Below are 3,343 nucleotides of genomic sequence, written 5' to 3'. Positions count from 1 at the left end.
TGTTGCAGGACATCGAACAGGCCAGCCGCGTCCGCGTGCGCTGGCACGTGACCGAAGCGGTGCCGCGCAATCAGGTCAAACTGGCCTTTCTGGCCCTGCTCTGCTGTGAAAGCGCCATGCCCATGGGTGGCGAGGTCGAGGTGACCTCGGACGGGGACAAATGGATGGTTTCGGGCAGTGCTGACCGGATGAATGTGGACGCCGATCTGTGGAAAAACGTCTCGACCGGAGGGTTTGCCAACAAGGTCACGCCCGCGCAGGTGCAGTTTGCGCTGCTGCCGCAGACCGCAGCGTCCATGGGGCGGCGGGTTGCGGTGGAAACCGGCGCAACCCGCGTGGCCCTGAGGTTTTAGGCGCGGGTCGTTCCGTTCCCGCGCACCAGATATTTGAAGCTGGTCAGTTGCGCCGCACCCACCGGGCCGCGCGCATGCATCTTGCCGGTGGCGATACCGATCTCGGCCCCCATGCCAAACTCTCCGCCATCGGCAAACTGGGTTGAGGCGTTGTGCATCAGGATGGCGCTGTCGAGGCGCTCAAAGAAATGCGCCGCAGCCTGAGCGTCCTCGGCCATGATGCAATCGGTGTGGTTGGACCCATACTGCTGAATATGCGCAATCGCCGCGTCGATATCGGCAACAGGTTTGGCGGCAATGATGCTGTCGAGGAATTCCTTGCCCCAATCCGCATCCGTGGCAGCAACCGTACCATCAAGCGCCAGCGCGCCTTGCGCATGCACTTCGACCCCGGCGGCCAATAGCGCGGTTACGAGATCACGACCCAGAGTCTCAGCCACGTCCTCATGCACCAACAGGCATTCGGCAGCGCCGCAGATACCGGTGCGGCGGGTCTTGGCGTTCAGCACCACGTCCAGCGTTTTCTGCGGATCGGCGGATTTATCGACATAGATATGCACGATGCCTTCGAGATGGGCGAACACGGGCACCCGCGCCTCGCGCTGGACTAGACCGACCAACCCTTTGCCGCCGCGCGGGACGATCACGTCGACATAATCGGTCATCGTCAGCAATTCCTGCACTGCCGCGCGGTCGCGAGTCGGGATCAGCTGGATCGCATCCTCGGGCAGGTTCGCGGCCTTCAGCCCCTCGACCAGACAGGCGTGAATGGCGGTGGAGGAATGGAAGCTTTCCGAGCCGCCCCGCAGGATCACCGCGTTGCCGGATTTCAGGCACAGGGCCCCGGCATCCGCCGTCACATTCGGACGGCTTTCATAGATTACGCCGATCACGCCCAGAGGCGTGCGCACACGCTGGATATTCAGGCCCGTAGGCCGGTCCCATTCGGCCAGAACCTCACCCACTGGGTCGGCCTGATCAGCCACGGTGCGCAGACCGTCGACCATGCCCTGAATGCGGCCCTCGTCCAGCATCAGGCGGTCCATCATCGCCGGGCTCAGACCCTTTTCGCGGCCAAATTCCAAATCCTTCTGGTTCGCCTCGATGATCTGCGCGCGGTTGGCCCAGACGGCATCTGCCGCCGCAATCAGCGCGGCGTGTTTGCGCTCGGCCGTGGCATAGGCCAACTGTTGCGAGGCCGCTTTGGCGCGTTGCCCCAGATCGGCCATCATGGCGGGAATGGTGTCGAAATCCTTCATCTCATGTGCCCTTTCTTATCGTTTCATAGCGCCAGATCGTCCCGGTGAACCAGCACCGCACGACCGGGATAGCCCAGCGTCGCCTCGATCTCGGAGGATTTGCGCCCCTTGATCGCATCCGCCTCGGGCGCGGTGTAGCGGCTGAGGCCCAGTGCCAGACGGCGCGCGGCCTGATCCATGATCGCAACGGGATCGCCGCGACCGAAATCGCCGTTCACGCCGACGATACCAGCGGGCAACAGGCTTTTGCCATTGGCCAGCGCCCTGACGGCCCCGTCATCAATTACGATCTCGCCACGCGGTTTCATCGCCGAAATCCAGCGCTTGCGCGCCGCGTGCGGGTCCAGTGTGGCGGTGAACCATGTGCAGTTTGCGCCGTTTTCCAGCGTTTTCAGCGGGTTCAGGGGCGATCCTTCAGTGATCGCCATATCGCAACCCGCCGCCGTCGCCATCTGGGCAGCCAGCAGTTTGGTCTTCATTCCACCCTTGGACAGGCCCGAGCCTGCATCCCCGGCCATCGCCTCAATCTCGGGCGTGATGCGGTCGATGGTGTCAAAGCGGATGGCGTTGGGGTCCTCGTTCGGATTACCGGAATAGAACCCGTCCACATCCGACAGCAGGATCAATTGATCCGCGCCCACGGTCACCGCGATCTGCGCCGCCAGACGGTCATTGTCACCATACCGGATTTCATCGGTCGCCACTGTATCGTTTTCGTTGACAATTGGCACGACGCCCAGTCCCAGCAAGGTTTCCAGCGTCGCGCGGGAGTTCAGGTAGCGACGGCGATCCGCGCTGTCCTCCAACGTCACCAACACCTGTGCAGTAGTGATCTTGTACGGCGTCAATGCCTCTTCATAGGCGCGGGCCAGACGGATTTGTCCGACGGCGGCGGCGGCCTGCGATTGTTCCAGCGGCAGCGCGGCCATCGGCAGGCCCAGCACCCCGCGCCCCAACGCGATGGAGCCGGAGGAGACCAGAATCACATCCGTCCCCTGCCCCTTCAACCACGCCACGTCCTGCGCCAGAGAATGCAGCCAGTCCGAGCGCAGCTGGCCGGTGTCGCGATCCACCAACAAAGCGGACCCGATTTTGACAACCAGACGTTTTGCCGACGTCAAGGTTGCCACGGCTGAGCCTCCTCGGCGGGTTTCTGGCGCAAGCGGTTCTCGTCGATCTGCGCGCGCAGGGCGCGCAGCACCTCGGTCACGCCCAGATGCGCGACGCCGGACATGGTCATGACGGGACCGCCCACGGCCTCTTCCAGCTCAGATTTCGCCAACGCGCGTTCGTCGTCATCCAGCGCATCGACCTTGTTCAGAACGGTGATGCGCGGCTTTTCGGCCAATTCACCGCCATAAGCTTCAAGCTCGTGAATGATGGTCCGGTAATCCTCGGCCACGGTCTCCGAGGTCCCATCGACCAGATGCAGCAACACGGCGCAGCGTTCGACATGGCCCAGAAAGCGGTCTCCGATGCCGCGGCCCTCATGCGCGCCTTCGATCAGGCCGGGGATGTCGGCCACCACGAATTCCACATTGTCCACGCCAACCACGCCCAGATTGGGGTGCAGCGTGGTAAAGGGATAGTCGGCGATCTTGGGGCGTGCGTTCGACGTAGCGGCCAGAAAGGTCGATTTGCCCGCGTTCGGCATGCCCAGCAGACCCACATCCGCGATCAGTTTCAGCCGCAGCCAGATGGTGCGGTCGATCCCCGCCTGCCCCGGATTGG

General features: G+C 63.3%; 4 protein-coding genes. 1 reads left to right on the top strand and 3 read right to left on the bottom strand.

Going from position 1 to position 3,343, the window contains the following annotated elements; all coding sequences use genetic code 11:
• On the top strand, positions 1-353 hold a 353-nt coding region (locus tag MPJ51_RS06160; protein ID WP_298383300.1), incomplete at its 5' end, for a histidine phosphotransferase family protein.
• Here the strand turns inward: MPJ51_RS06160 and MPJ51_RS06155 are convergent.
• The 3 genes from MPJ51_RS06155 to MPJ51_RS06145 all read right to left on the bottom strand — a co-directional run.
• On the bottom strand, positions 350-1,612 hold the full coding sequence (locus MPJ51_RS06155; protein ID WP_298383297.1) for a glutamate-5-semialdehyde dehydrogenase: 1,263 nt from the start codon (positions 1,610-1,612) through the stop codon (positions 350-352). The genes MPJ51_RS06160 and MPJ51_RS06155 overlap by 4 nt on opposite strands.
• 23 nt (positions 1,613-1,635) lie before the next feature.
• Positions 1,636-2,742, bottom strand: a complete 1,107-nt coding sequence (gene proB / locus MPJ51_RS06150; RefSeq protein ID WP_298383294.1) for a glutamate 5-kinase — start codon at positions 2,740-2,742, stop codon at positions 1,636-1,638.
• The coding region (locus MPJ51_RS06145; RefSeq protein ID WP_298383291.1) for a GTPase at positions 2,730-3,343 on the bottom strand (614 nt) is incomplete at its 5' end. The genes MPJ51_RS06145 and proB, both read right to left, overlap by 13 nt.

The organism is Ruegeria sp. (genome assembly GCF_028066395.1).
In the GTDB taxonomy this organism is placed as follows: Bacteria; Pseudomonadota; Alphaproteobacteria; order Rhodobacterales; family Rhodobacteraceae; genus Ruegeria.
Note: the sequence above shows the minus strand (reverse complement) of the source record. Positions and strands in the feature narration are given on the sequence as shown.

Bases quoted from the DNA above. Each gene is read 5' to 3' on its own strand.
- MPJ51_RS06155 (WP_298383297.1), bottom strand. From the start codon at position 1,612: ATGAAGGATTTCGACACCATTCCCGCCATGATGGCCGATCTGGGGCAA.